General features: G+C 33.4%; 15 protein-coding genes. 8 read left to right on the forward strand and 7 right to left on the reverse strand.

The window, feature by feature from the left end; genetic code table 11:
• Nucleotides 1-84: 84 nt before the first annotated feature.
• Together ACKTTZ_RS13140 and ACKTTZ_RS13145 are read left to right on the forward strand one after the other, a co-directional pair.
• On the forward strand, nucleotides 85-555 hold the full coding sequence (locus tag ACKTTZ_RS13140; RefSeq protein ID WP_034696982.1) for an Lrp/AsnC family transcriptional regulator: 471 nt from the start codon (nucleotides 85-87) through the stop codon (nucleotides 553-555).
• Between the two features lie 69 nt (nucleotides 556-624).
• The gene (locus ACKTTZ_RS13145; RefSeq protein ID WP_034696984.1) at nucleotides 625-1,002 is read left to right on the forward strand and encodes a hypothetical protein; all 378 of its coding nucleotides are present in this window, start codon (nucleotides 625-627) and stop codon (nucleotides 1,000-1,002) included.
• Nucleotides 1,003-1,084: 82 nt separating this feature from the next.
• On the opposite strand, the gene gwsS is transcribed toward ACKTTZ_RS13145, so the two are convergent.
• The 6 genes from gwsS to ACKTTZ_RS13175 all read right to left on the reverse strand — a co-directional run bounded on the left by gwsS (nucleotide 1,085) and on the right by ACKTTZ_RS13175 (nucleotide 7,793).
• Complete coding sequence (gwsS, locus tag ACKTTZ_RS13150; protein ID WP_407845776.1) at nucleotides 1,085-2,155, reverse strand: grasp-with-spasm system SPASM domain peptide maturase; 1,071 nt, start codon at nucleotides 2,153-2,155, stop codon at nucleotides 1,085-1,087.
• Nucleotides 2,156-2,200: 45 nt separating this feature from the next.
• Nucleotides 2,201-2,965, reverse strand: coding sequence for a hypothetical protein (locus ACKTTZ_RS13155; protein WP_407845777.1), 765 nt, complete (start codon nucleotides 2,963-2,965; stop codon nucleotides 2,201-2,203).
• A 325-nt stretch (nucleotides 2,966-3,290) separates the two neighbouring features.
• Entirely contained in the window at nucleotides 3,291-4,193 is a 903-nt protein-coding gene (gene gwsG / locus ACKTTZ_RS13160; protein WP_034696990.1) for a grasp-with-spasm system ATP-grasp peptide maturase, read from the reverse strand.
• Complete coding sequence (locus ACKTTZ_RS13165) at nucleotides 4,190-4,954, reverse strand: hypothetical protein (RefSeq protein ID WP_253317393.1); 765 nt, start codon at nucleotides 4,952-4,954, stop codon at nucleotides 4,190-4,192. Before ACKTTZ_RS13165 ends, gwsG begins: the two co-directional genes overlap by 4 nt.
• A gap of 159 nt (nucleotides 4,955-5,113) precedes the next feature.
• Nucleotides 5,114-5,332, reverse strand: a complete 219-nt coding sequence (locus ACKTTZ_RS13170; protein WP_034696994.1) for a TIGR04139 family peptide modification target — start codon at nucleotides 5,330-5,332, stop codon at nucleotides 5,114-5,116.
• Nucleotides 5,333-5,942: 610 nt separating this feature from the next.
• The gene (locus ACKTTZ_RS13175; protein ID WP_034696996.1) at nucleotides 5,943-7,793 is read right to left on the reverse strand and encodes a hypothetical protein; all 1,851 of its coding nucleotides are present in this window, start codon (nucleotides 7,791-7,793) and stop codon (nucleotides 5,943-5,945) included.
• A gap of 239 nt (nucleotides 7,794-8,032) precedes the next feature.
• On the opposite strand from ACKTTZ_RS13175, the gene ACKTTZ_RS13180 reads away from it, so the two are divergent.
• From ACKTTZ_RS13180 to ACKTTZ_RS13205, 6 genes are all read left to right on the forward strand, one after another.
• Nucleotides 8,033-8,353, forward strand: a complete 321-nt coding sequence (locus tag ACKTTZ_RS13180) for an import component protein (protein ID WP_034696998.1) — start codon at nucleotides 8,033-8,035, stop codon at nucleotides 8,351-8,353.
• A gap of 19 nt (nucleotides 8,354-8,372) precedes the next feature.
• Nucleotides 8,373-8,576 (forward strand): hypothetical protein, encoded by a 204-nt coding sequence (locus ACKTTZ_RS13185; protein WP_034696999.1) that lies wholly within the window; start codon nucleotides 8,373-8,375, stop codon nucleotides 8,574-8,576.
• Nucleotides 8,577-8,601: 25 nt separating this feature from the next.
• Nucleotides 8,602-8,778 (forward strand): hypothetical protein, encoded by a 177-nt coding sequence (locus tag ACKTTZ_RS13190; protein WP_156106479.1) that lies wholly within the window; start codon nucleotides 8,602-8,604, stop codon nucleotides 8,776-8,778.
• 98 nt (nucleotides 8,779-8,876) lie between these two features.
• Complete coding sequence (locus tag ACKTTZ_RS13195; protein WP_407845778.1) at nucleotides 8,877-9,410, forward strand: DUF4303 domain-containing protein; 534 nt, start codon at nucleotides 8,877-8,879, stop codon at nucleotides 9,408-9,410.
• Nucleotides 9,411-9,567: 157 nt separating this feature from the next.
• Nucleotides 9,568-10,047, forward strand: a complete 480-nt coding sequence (locus ACKTTZ_RS13200; protein ID WP_051934414.1) for a hypothetical protein — start codon at nucleotides 9,568-9,570, stop codon at nucleotides 10,045-10,047.
• On the forward strand, nucleotides 10,025-10,543 hold the full coding sequence (locus tag ACKTTZ_RS13205) for a hypothetical protein (RefSeq protein WP_253317397.1): 519 nt from the start codon (nucleotides 10,025-10,027) through the stop codon (nucleotides 10,541-10,543). Before ACKTTZ_RS13200 ends, ACKTTZ_RS13205 begins: the two co-directional genes overlap by 23 nt.
• Before the next feature lie 170 nt (nucleotides 10,544-10,713).
• Here ACKTTZ_RS13205 and ACKTTZ_RS13210 read toward each other — a convergent pair whose 3' ends face one another.
• Nucleotides 10,714-11,658, reverse strand: coding sequence for a transketolase family protein (locus ACKTTZ_RS13210; protein WP_034697001.1), 945 nt, complete (start codon nucleotides 11,656-11,658; stop codon nucleotides 10,714-10,716).
• Between the last annotated feature and the right edge of the window lie 20 nt (nucleotides 11,659-11,678).

Raw genomic sequence — 11,678 nt, forward strand, 5'->3', positions numbered from 1 at the left:
TAATATATATTTTTTAGTTAAATTATTTTTCGTAAATTTGCAAAAAATACATAGATTTTTTAAAGAAATTGTAATTTAACTAATATGAACTATCAACTGGACGAAATAGACAAGAAAATTCTTGATTTCTTAGTAGAAAACACAAGAATGCCTTTTACTGAAATTGCAAAGCAGATGGATGTTTCTGCTGGAACAATTCACGTAAGAGTGAAAAAGATGGAAGATGCAGGTATTATTTTGGGATCATCTCTTAACATCGATTATGGTAAGCTGGATTATCACTTTACAGCTTTCATAGGTATCCTTTTGACAAAATCAAACCGTACTCAAGAAGTATTGAAAGAATTGTCAACTCTTCCTAACGTAATCGAGGCTAGCGTTATTTCCGGGAAATATAATATTTTCTGTAAAGTAAGAGCTAAGAATACTGATGATGCTAAAAGAATTATTTACCAGATCGACGACATTCAGGATGTAATGAGAACTGAAAGTATGATCTCTATGGAGGAATTCTTAAGTGACAAAAACAGACTGATCAACGCAATCTCTGTGTAAGTCAAATTTTAAACGAATAATTATAAAAGAACTTATGAAATCTCTCATAAGTTCTTTATTTTTGTAGGTATGGAAGAATACAGCTATTTTGACGAAGACCCAAAGAAAGGATGGGGATTTATACTGGCATTTGCAGCCTTGATGTTGTTTACTATAATGGGGCTTGGTATCGATGTGGATGAATATCTGCAGCATGAATATCTTCAGATTCCGAGGTGGTATTTCTATGTGATTTTTTCTATTGATGTACTGATGATGATAGGGCTGGTGCTGATGTTCTTTTACAGAAAAGTAGGAATCATTATGTTTCCGGCTTTACTGGTGCTGCATTTCTTTATGCACAATTACTATCTGTCTACATTTTTGTATACAGATGTTACCAATCTCTTCCTGTTTACAGGCTTCGGAATGCTTGCCATTATCCCAAAATGGAAGTTTTTTAAATAAAGTTTCAAATACAATAAGATAACAAACCGCTTTTAAATCAAATTTAAAAGCGGTTTTCAATTAACAAGGTTTATGAAAAAAATTATCTGAGTTCCAGAGAATTAAAAATTTCCTGTTTTAAAGGATTTTTTAACCAATCATCCCAAACGCCTGTATAAGGATTGTAGCCACATTTTAGCGGTTTTGATATATCCAGTCCTTTTTTGTTTTTAACAGCATTTTCAGTGTATGCCCTGCAGTCTGTGCAGACATAACGGAACTCGCAGTCTTTGCATATTTCAATATGGTCTTTGGTGAGGTTCCAGTATTTTTTGAAATCAGGCTGATTGAGTGTTTCTTCAAGACTTTGTTTATGGATATTTCCAAGGCTTTCACTCATGAGCGGACAGTTTTTGATGGTACCATGTCTATCAATGCCTATCTTTTTATACAGGCAGGAATTGTGGTTGATAGCTTCTATAACTTTAGTCATATTCGTATTGAAGTATTTCAGATCCACTTTTCCACACGCAGATATTTTCAGGTCATCTTTCAGGAAATGCAGCGAGAAACGGTATTCATCTTTAGCTTTGAAAGGAGGTTTCGAACAATGGTAAAGAATGAGACTGTAAATTCTGACCGTGTTTTTTTGAAGAGCCTGTATAAAAGATAGGTTGATTTTCTGATGAAACGGAGAGAAGATTTCTATTCCGGATAAGACCGAAGTTTTAAAAATTTCATCAATTTCTATAAAATCTTTTAAAGCTAACGGGTTCAAACTGTAAATAACCAAATGTTTAACTCCAAGATTTTCTATTGACGGGTGTATTTTCTTTAAGATCCCTATATCTTCCATTTCTATAAAAAGATCTGTTGCAGCACTGGGTTCATGATAGTCGTAAGAGAGAGGAGGAAAATTTCTGTCCCAGTCATTTTCAGTAACAAATCCATACTCTTTTTCCAGCAGAAAATTGATATAGTTCTGAACAATTTCTCTGGATTCTTCATCATAGTTTGTCATCATAGCTTCAATAGAATGAGTTTTCAATTCTATAATGATCTCGTATAACTCCAGAGGATACAGTTCTGATACATTTCTCTGGAGATCTGAAATGAGGATTCTGGTGGTTCCTTTGGTGATGAGGATATTACTAAATAGGTTGAAGTATTTCATATGCTGGTAAGATCTTTTTTACATCATTTTTACAGATCATGAATATCAATTTTTATTTTTTTTGAAAAAATCTTTTGCGATCAATTGAGCATGCTTTAAGCTTGGAAGTCCTATATTTTTGCGATTACGATTGACGGTTGCGGAATCTTTTATATTTTCATATCCTTGATAAACTCCATAAGTATAAGGGACCTTATGGTGTAAATTATTTCTGTCAATCATTGCTGCGTAATCACGAGGTGGACACTCACCGGATTTTACATATTCTAATATTTTGGTTTTAAAATATTGATGGTATTCATCATAATCTGTCATATGTAGTAATAGAGGTCCTGAAGGCATAAAAAAATCACCATTTAACAAACCAATTTTTTGCATACTTGGAAAACCATAATTTTCAAACATCCATTTTAGGAGTTCAATATTTTTTTTGTCATTTTTAGTAATTTCCTGATAATTTAGATCATTTCGGCTACTCTGATCCCGTTTAAATGCAACAGCAAAAGAATCTGCAAGTTTTTGATTAAGTCTTTTTTTCCACTGTGCAACTTTCCGCTCCATATCTAAACTGTCTATCCCATATTTTTTATAAAGTTTAATAAATTTTGAATTTTGTTTTTTATATATCCAATAAGGAGCAACTAAAGGAATAAGTTTATAAAGGCTTTTCTTCCCTCCAAATTTTTTCTGGTGTTGATCAGAAAGCCTGATATAAGTTTCGTATTCTTCAATACGTTCCTGATTGAGAGGGTGGTATTTTCTAAATAGTGCTTTGTATAATTTTATTGCTTTTTCAGGTTGTTTTGCCATTCTGTAGATACTATCGATTTCATTGACCTTATTATAATACATAATATAATTTCGATTTTTGCAGGAGCAAAGGAATAGACAAAGAGTCAAATAAATTATATGCCTAAAAATAGTATATAAATTTTGTGTTTTTGTATTAATGTATTTCATACTAGTCTTACAAGTGGTTTTGTAGGTTTTATTCTCATTAAAAAATTAGTTTGGTATTCTACAGTGGTAACATAATTAATCTTATGACTATCTTGTATTTCAGCTGAAGCACCTCTAAAATTTTCTATATACTTTAGAGTAAGAGGTAACTTATTTCTTTCCTTGAATTTTTTTTTCATAAGTATTCTGCTATTTCTTTTTCAAGTAAATAATTACAAATTGCTGATAGACCTAAGAACTGACCAACAGGGTTGATTTCTAAGAAGTAAAAATCATTTTTGTTTTTTATAAAATCAAGTGAACCACAGTTGATATCGAGTTGCATCATAAGGATATGTATTTTTTCTTCAATTTCTTTTGGAAGATTATATCTAACATTTCGATTCGGTACTTCGTGATTATATTTTCTATGATCAAGTTGAGTCTTCTTATCATTTTGAGAAAAAATAGCAGTCGCCCAGATTTTGCCATGAATATAAAAAGCCCGCACTTCAAAATCTTTTTCGATCAATTCCTGAAAAAAGGTAATAAAGAAGCTTTCCTTTTCCTTTTCTGTAACAAGAGAAGTATACAAAATGCTTTCAGAAAAGTCACCTATAGATTTTAGTATTATATTCTCAGCAATAGATTTAGTAATGGTCTTATTCACAAGTAGCTGGTCTGTGTTTTCTGCCAAGTAATATTTCGGGACTTTCAAACCTACTTTTTTGGCCTGTTCAAGTACCAGAAGTTTATTTAAATGGCTGTTGCTTTGCTTATTAATATGTCTTTTTGTTTCAAGCATTTTTATTACATAATCTTCAAGCCAATATTGAGTTTCATTCATGTAAGAATTAATGGAAGGGTTGTCATATTTTTTTCTCATAAATTGTAATCCTCCTCTGCGATACCAAACACTGGTAATATCTTCAATGAAAAAACGATTTCTTTGACTTTGTAAAAGGATTTTGTTTTGATAGACTTTTATTTCAAAAATTTCATCTTCATGGACACGAATAAAAGCTTTACCTAATGTTTTAAGCCACTTAATAACTTCATTTGTTGTTGTTTCCTGATTAGCGGAAAGGATAAGAATCATTTTTTCTTAAATTTATCTTTTCTGATTTTAGATGAATGTTTTATACTGGGAAGTCCAATACTTTTTCGGTTGCGGTTAATCCGAACAGAATCCAGATTATTGTTACGTAAGCTGTATCGTACAGCAGTATTTCTATAGTAATCATAGGTATCAGACATTAAGGCATATTCCTGTGGAGAACAATCACCTGATTTTACATATTCGAATAATTTTTTTCTGAATTCAGGATATTTTTTTGAGCCAATCATATGACTTAACAATGTAGGCATGGCGATGAAAACATTATCATTTCCTAATCTCCCTATTTTTTGCCCATCAGGAAACCCATAATGTTCAAATGTCCAGAAAAAAAGATTTACATTTTTATCAATGTTCTTATTTACAAGGGCTATATTTTCAGGTCTTCCTTTCTGGTCACGAATCATCGCAATACTAAAGGAGTCTATTAATGCGCTGTTCAGTCCCATTTTCCAATCGGCTACTTTTTGGTTTACTTCCAGACTGTCTATTCCGTATTTCTTACAAAGCGGATAAAGTTTTTTATATTCATTACCATAGGGCGCTAACAGGGTAATAAGTTTGTATAGACTCTTTTTTCCACCAAATTTTTTATGGTATTGATCTGCAAGTTTAATGTAGGTTTTGTATTCTTCAGTAAGCTCTTGGTTTTTAGGTTCATACTTGTGAAACAGTTTTGTGAATTTTTTTATGGCTTTTTCAGGTTTATTAGCCATTCTGTAAATACTGTCAATTTCATTCACTTTGTTATAATAAGTAATGTAATTTGTTTCTTGATTTTTACATGATAAAAAGACCAAAATAAAAAATAGAAAACAACAAGTATATTGTTTCATAATCTTGTAAAGAAGTTTTTGATAGTTAACCTAAGATTGAAAAAGGAGGGCAAAGCCCTCCATGTATTAGTTTAGGGACTGTGATTCCTGTGTTGGATTGCATACAGTAATTCTTCCTATATATGTGCCTCCGGGTGCTGTATAGGTATCATATTCTTCACAGCCTTCTCCAACGGAAACGTTAGATTTAACATTATAGCTGCCTCCTTGAATTGTTTTAAGATCTTTCAGCCTTTTGTTTTCCAAAGAAGAGAAGTCTCTCTTCATTCCATTTAATTTTTTCATGTGTGTAATTTTTAATTGTTTTATGTAAATCATTTGTGTCAAATTACCCCATGACCTGGGGTGAATAATTCTAAACTTTGTCATACACTGTACACTTGTAATCAAAAATGTAGAATGTATTTCATCAACGTTGATGGGATAAAACTATAACTATTTAGATCACTTTGTAGGGATAAAATGTGCAAATGATTTGTATTTTTCTGTATACACAAATGCAAATTTTACTCTGAATGAGAGCTGGGTTTTGGTGAAATATTTGAAATATGAAAAAGTATAAATTACATGATCATCATCTAAAGAAAACTAAAGGTTTTAATGCGAGGTTGCATAGTAATATTTTCTATTGTACAATATCCGGTAATAAATTGTTTTTAGCCCGGAAATAAGACGTTTTCCAACTTATTTTGGTTATAATTTGTATGCTTTCTGTGTGATTTTTATGAAGAAGACACACTTTTTACTCAAAAATAGAGGTAAACATCTTCTCTGTTTTTATAGAAAACCTCTGGTTTTAAAAATTTAAACCTGAACAAATGAAATGTAAATATAAAAATGAGGCATTTCAGCAATGAGTTGAAATGCCTTTTAGTGTACTATAAATATTGTCTGCTTACTCAGCGAGTACTCCCTGAAAAAAAGATTCTAAGGCTATATTTTCATCCAGCCCGAACTTCTTTTTCAGGCGGTATTTGGTCATTCTTACACTCTTGGGTTCTACATTAAGGAGGTTGGCTATCTGTTTCGTATCCATTCCCAGATAGATATAGGCGCAGTATTTTAAATCCAGAGCAGTAAGTTTTTGTTGGGCTTTTTCAGTGATATTTTTAAAAAAATCAGGATGCAGTTCCTGAATGGTGAATCTGATCTTTTCAAAATCATTATCAACGCGGTTTTCTCCCTTTACAACCTGATGAATATTGATATCAGTATCAGAAAGCTGGGTCTGAAGGTTCTGAAGAACCTCATTCTTATGTTGGATATGAAGCTGGCTGGCCAGTACCTCACTTTGAAGCTTTTGCTGCTGAAGGGTAAGAAGTTCCTGCTCTGCCTTTAATCTGGCCTGTTCTTCCTTCTGAAGTTTAATCTGTATTTCTGCTTCATGCTTTTCCGTATCAAGCTTATTTTCTCTTTCTATAGAATACCGCAGCTTAAAATGATAAGAACGGAACATAAAGAATGCTCCAATCAATCCAATAATCCCCAACCCGATATAGAGGAGTTTTTCTTTTTTCAGACTTGCTGTTTTTTCGGTGAGAGATCTGAGTTCAGTTTCTTTTTTCTGAGATTGATATTGAGCTTCCAGTCTTTTGGCTGTTTCCGCCTGCCCTTCATCAAAAAGAAGATTATTGTATTCTGTTACTTTTGACTCATACTCATAGGCTTTCTGATAATTTTTTTGTTTGGCATACAGCTGGGCAAGATCTTTTACCACATTAATCATTACATGGTAATAGACCGGCTTTTGAGTAAGAAGAATTGTTTCTGCTTTCAGGAGATATTGCTCTGATAAAGCATCATTTTGATCCCGTGATGCAAGATTACTCAATACACCAAGCGCTCCTGCCTGCATTCCCTGATTAAGGGTGGTATGCTCAGTAAGGGCTAATATTTCGTTAGCATTATTCTGAATTTCCTCCCGTATCTCAGGAGTCATAACAGGATAGCTCAAATAGTAATTGATAAGATTCAGCAATGCCATAGCATGTACGTGTGCAGAAACATGCCCAGGAAACTGATGATATAGAGTTACAGCCTTTTTACACATTTCTATGACAGGTTTCAGATCTTTTAAGTCTCCGGTCTTTTCATGTTGGAAAGAGTAGCAAACTGCCAATGCAGAATAGGTAGAACTCAATAGATTTTTATTTCCTGATTTCTCAGCAAGCTCAATAGATTTTTTTGCATATTTGGTAGCATTTTCGGCATCATTCCATTCAGTGTAGATTCCGTAGAGAAGATAATTGAGTTTTGCATTCAGCATGATTTCTGAAGGTTGCTTTTCTACCATAGGAAGTACTTTCTGTATCAGTTTGATTGTGCTTTCAGATTCACCAAGAGCATTCATGTAGTAGATATTCAGATAGCTGGCATATAGAGCTGCAGTTTTATTATTACTCTTCTGAACAATTTCATTCGCAGCATCAATGATAGGTGGAATTGTATTGTACTCAGACTGGTTAAGCTTAATAATTCCTTTTTGGGTAAGTGCTTTTACTTCTTCGGCATCATTTTGTTCCTTTTTAGCCAGCTCCATTTGTTGCTGTACATATTTTTCTGCGGTACTATATTGATCACTGACTCTGTAATATTCGGTAAGCTCATTATAAATTCTGAATTTTTCTGCGGTTGTAATATGCTCTTCGCTCAATTGGTTTTTAAGGCCATCGATAAATGTATTCTGTGCAGGGTACAAGGTGCAGATAAAAAGTATACAATATAAAAGTGAGTACTTTAGTTTCATAGGGTGAAAGTACAAAAATTGTAGACACCTGTCAATTTCCCACATAAAAAAGTAAAAATGATTTAAGTTCATATCTGATTGTAAATCAGTGTGTTGTTTGTTTTTGTAGACGTTTTGTAGTCAGTTTTAATATCGGTTGAAGGTGTTTTGTAGTTGCTGAAATGATGAAGAGGGAATTTTTCTGTCGCAATTTTGAACCAGTAAAAAATCAAAGAATATTAATTTAAAATTTTACCATTATGGACAACAAAACATTATCAATTGTTTCTTACATTACGCTTTTCGGGTGGCTGATTTCCTTCATTATCGGAAAAGAAAAATCGAATAAACTTTTAAAATATCATCTGAAACAGTCTTTGGGATTGATTATTTTTTCAGTTATATTATCCATCATTCTCAATATCATATTGATGGTAACCAAAATCGGAATTCTTGGGATATTTGGTTTTATTCCTTTGGTACTGATGATTATCGGAATCATTAATGCAGCCAATGATGTTGAAAAACCTTTACCTCTGATTGGAAAAATGTTCGAAGATAAATTCTCTTTCATCGGATAGAATCTGAATTTTTTTGGATATGGAAGGCTTTAAACACTTAAAGAAAAAGGGTACGGAATATGAGGTGAAGCAGTATATAGCACTTCAGCATATTATAGGAATAGCCTGGGTTTGTATTTCGATATTGCTTATTGAAAATAATCAAAAACTGAACAGAGATCTTGATGATCTGGAAAGAGAAGCAGGTTGTATTCTTGATCGTTATAACAGCTTTGTAGATTGATTTACCAATAACTAAAACTGATAGTATGAAAAAAATACTAGGAATTATTTTGATAATAATAGGCTTTTGCCTGGTCGTGGTGATTAAAATAGGACCATCCAGAGAAACTTCCTGGCTGTTTAAATATGGAGAGTTGATTCCTATACTCCTTGGAGCAGCTATTTTGATTCCCGGATTAGTCCTCTATAATAAAAATAGATAGCTATAATCACGAAATTGAACAGCCTTTATAAAAATATAAGGTGCTGATTTGACATGATAAAGGTATTTTTACCGCCCATTTTAAAAAAGAAAAGAAGTATGGATTTTGAAATTTTGAAACAGCAGATAGAAGACGCTGCTAAGAAAGCTTTTTTAGAAGTGTATGAAAAACATGGTGCAGAAGGAATTTACAGCTTTGCACTGTACAGCGATGAGGGAGCAATGACAGTATGTCCTGCAGCTAATACATTGAAAGTAATGGAGAATGCAGATGAAGAAGATGCTCTTTATTATAAATATGAACCGGCAGAATGGACCTATGAAATGGAAGGTGCTGATAAAGAATTTGATAGCATCTGTACTCAGTTGAGAGCAGAGCTTAGTAAACACGATGACGATGATCAATGGTTTGAGAGTTTTCAGACCAAATTATATTCAACCTGCATTGAAGTACTGGAGAAACTTAAAAATGAGAACTTTTTCGGAAAGATTACAGGCAAAGATATTTTCCTGATTTTCACGGTTTCGGATTATGAGTTTGAGCAAGAAGATCTGAAGAATCTTATCATCAGACTGAATGATAATGAATACAAAAATGAATATCTGGACTGGATGGCTACCTGGGGCAATTAAAAGGATGAAGAATTAAAAAAACACTTTAAATATATACATATGAAGCCCGATAAAATAATTGTCTCAGAAGCCTCTTATACATTACAATCTCTATAAAAGCTTTTTAAAGCATTAGACTCAACTCACAACGAAAATATTAAGAACAATTACATTCATTATGAACAACTATCAATTTTATAAACAAGAAGGAAATCAATATATTTTTAAAAACCAGCCGGTGTTTATTGCAGTGCTCTGCATTATTTTTCTGGTCATTGCAGGGTTAATTTTTAACAGTGTAAGAACCGGTAGCTATATTATTATGGCAGTAGTTGCCCTTATTGTAGTCAACTTCTTTACCAAGAAATTTATCATCGATATGGATCGTAAAACGATTACCGGAAAACATACGATTTTTGTTCCGGCAAGAACATATCCTATTGAGAATTTCAGAAATTTTCATGTGGTAGCAACAAAATATATGGGTTTTATTACCACCAATGTAATGCTGTCTGTTTATTTTGAAGTAGATGGTAAAGAAAAACAGCTTACAATAGGCCAGGCGCTTACCCAGAAAGGAATACAGAAAATGGTCAATGAAACTGAGGATATTTTGAACATTAATCATCCTGAAAATGGACATCAGAGACCGCTATAAGTTTGAAGAAAACGGAAGTGAAATCAGCTTTATGCCCAATTACAGTTTCCTGCGCATTTTGGTTTGGTGGCTGGTATTGGGAATCATTGCACTTCCTGTAATCATCTATTATTTTATGGATAAAATGTCCGGAGATCAGTTCAGAATTACCATGGGATTATGGGCTGTTTATATGATCTACTTCCTGTTTGACCTCTTTTTCAGAATTCCTGTGAAATATATTTTTGATAAATCGGAAAAGTGTATTTACAGAAAACTGTTACTTTCCAAAAAGCTCATGAACTTTGATGAAATGACCTATTTTGTGAATGATGAAAGAGGCGGATATTATTATTCCATCGGTAAAAAGAGAAATCAGTTTGTAAAAAACTACAGAATCAGTAATTATTTTTCTGGTTCAAAAGCTTCCGAGAGAAGAGAGGATGAGTATATAAAAGAAATTTTATGTCCTGTTCTCATTGCCGTAGGAATTCCTTTGAATCAGGAAGAACAATAATAAGCAGGGTAAAAACTAATACGATGAAGAATGGAGGTATAACCATTCCCCTCCTCCGGAGGGGTGGCAAAAATTCAAAGAATTTTTGACGGGGTGGTTGATACACAATAACAAAAAACCCGGCGGTTTCGAAGAAACCGCCGGGTTTTGTCTATATAAAACAGCTTATATTAAGCTAAAATTCTCTTTACAGCTTCTTTTACTGCAGCAGCATCAATTTTATACTTCTTCATCAATTCTGCTGGTGTTGCAGACTCTCCGAAAGTATCATTTACCGCCACAAATTCCTGTCTTGTAGGTCTTTTTCTTGCCAGCATTCCTGCAACAGATTCTCCTAAACCTCCAAGGTAGTTGTGCTCTTCAGCCGTTACAATTTTACCTGTTTTTTCAACAGATTTTAAAATGATCTCTTCATCAAGAGGTTTGATTGTGTGAATGTTGATAACTTCACAAGAAATACCTTCTTTCTCAAGCTCATCAGCAGCTACAAGAGATTCCCATACAAGGTGTCCTGTTGCAACAATCGTTACATCAGTACCTTCCTGAAGCATAATTCCCTTTCCGATTTCGAAAGGCATATCTTCCGGAATGAACACAGGAACTACCGGTCTTCCGAATCTTAAATATACAGGACCTTCAAAATCTGCAATCGCTAAAGTCGCAGCTTTAGTCTGGTTGTAGTCACAAGTGTTGATCACGGTCATTCCAGGAAGCATTTTCATCATACCGATATCTTCAAGAACCTGGTGAGTAGCTCCATCTTCTCCTAAAGTAAGACCTGCGTGAGAAGCACAGATTTTTACATTTTTGTTAGAATAAGCGATAGACTGACGGATCTGGTCATATACTCTTGAAGTAGAGAAGTTAGCGAAAGTTCCCGTAAAAGGAATTTTTCCTGTAATACTAAGACCAGCTGCAATTCCCATCATGTTTGCTTCTGCAATACCAATCTGAAAGAATCTTTCAGGAGCTTTCTCAATGAATTTCTCCATTTTCAAAGAACCGATAAGGTCTGCGCAAAGTGCTACTACATTAGGATTTTTGTCAGCCAGTTCAGCTAATCCTGCTCCGAATCCTGAACGCGTGTCCTTTTTTTCTGTATATGTATATTTCATTTTTATTTTATTAATCGAGA

This window comes from Chryseobacterium sp. KCF3-3, assembly GCF_045865955.1.
Taxonomy (GTDB): Bacteria; Bacteroidota; Bacteroidia; order Flavobacteriales; family Weeksellaceae; genus Chryseobacterium.

Coding starts and splice junctions, on each gene's coding strand:
- ACKTTZ_RS13140 (WP_034696982.1), top strand. CDS start 85: ATGAACTATCAACTGGACGAAATAGACAAGAAAATTCTTGATTTCTTA.
- ACKTTZ_RS13145 (WP_034696984.1), top strand. CDS start 625: ATGGAAGAATACAGCTATTTTGACGAAGACCCAAAGAAAGGATGGGGA.
- gwsS (WP_407845776.1), bottom strand. CDS start 2,155: ATGAAATACTTCAACCTATTTAGTAATATCCTCATCACCAAAGGAACC.
- ACKTTZ_RS13155 (WP_407845777.1), bottom strand. CDS start 2,965: ATGGCAAAACAACCTGAAAAAGCAATAAAATTATACAAAGCACTATTT.
- gwsG (WP_034696990.1), bottom strand. CDS start 4,193: ATGATTCTTATCCTTTCCGCTAATCAGGAAACAACAACAAATGAAGTT.
- ACKTTZ_RS13170 (WP_034696994.1), bottom strand. CDS start 5,332: ATGAAAAAATTAAATGGAATGAAGAGAGACTTCTCTTCTTTGGAAAAC.
- ACKTTZ_RS13175 (WP_034696996.1), bottom strand. CDS start 7,793: ATGAAACTAAAGTACTCACTTTTATATTGTATACTTTTTATCTGCACC.
- ACKTTZ_RS13180 (WP_034696998.1), top strand. CDS start 8,033: ATGGACAACAAAACATTATCAATTGTTTCTTACATTACGCTTTTCGGG.
- ACKTTZ_RS13185 (WP_034696999.1), top strand. CDS start 8,373: ATGGAAGGCTTTAAACACTTAAAGAAAAAGGGTACGGAATATGAGGTG.
- ACKTTZ_RS13190 (WP_156106479.1), top strand. CDS start 8,602: ATGAAAAAAATACTAGGAATTATTTTGATAATAATAGGCTTTTGCCTG.
- ACKTTZ_RS13195 (WP_407845778.1), top strand. CDS start 8,877: ATGGATTTTGAAATTTTGAAACAGCAGATAGAAGACGCTGCTAAGAAA.
- ACKTTZ_RS13200 (WP_051934414.1), top strand. CDS start 9,568: ATGAACAACTATCAATTTTATAAACAAGAAGGAAATCAATATATTTTT.
- ACKTTZ_RS13205 (WP_253317397.1), top strand. CDS start 10,025: ATGGACATCAGAGACCGCTATAAGTTTGAAGAAAACGGAAGTGAAATC.
- ACKTTZ_RS13210 (WP_034697001.1), bottom strand. CDS start 11,658: ATGAAATATACATATACAGAAAAAAAGGACACGCGTTCAGGATTCGGA.